Consider the following 418-nt stretch of genomic DNA (forward strand, 5'->3'; position numbering starts at 1 on the left):
GACGGACCCACAAACCCATCAGGTGGATATCGCTACCAATACGCTGGCCCATGCGATTTTAGGGGCGGTGGCGGCGGAAGTGAGCGGTAACAATGCCCTGTCGGGTGCCGCCGGTGCGGCGTCGGGGGAACTGGCCGCGCAGGTCCTGATAAAGCAACTTTACGGTGATGGGGCCAAAGTCAGTGAGTTAACGGAGGAGCAGAAGCAAACTATCAGCACCCTTTCCACCCTGGCAGCAGGATTGGCAGGCGGTATTGCTGGTGACTCCACCGTCAGTGCCCTCACTGGGGCGCAGGCCGGGAAGAACGCGATTGAGAATAACTATCTGAGCGTGAATGAGCTGGACAATTTTGCGCATCAAGCCCGCACCTGTGAAGGCGAAAGCTGCAAACAAGTGATCAAGGATATGGTTGATACT

1 protein-coding gene is annotated in these 418 nt (G+C 56.9%); it reads left to right on the top strand.

The window, feature by feature from the left end; all coding sequences use genetic code 11:
- A partial coding sequence (locus ACGF49_RS24935) for a VENN motif pre-toxin domain-containing protein (protein ID WP_387493444.1) occupies positions 1-418 on the top strand: 418 nt, incomplete at both ends.

It is taken from the genome of Photorhabdus sp. RM96S (assembly GCF_042879335.1).
Classification (GTDB): domain Bacteria; phylum Pseudomonadota; class Gammaproteobacteria; order Enterobacterales; family Enterobacteriaceae; genus Photorhabdus; species Photorhabdus kayaii.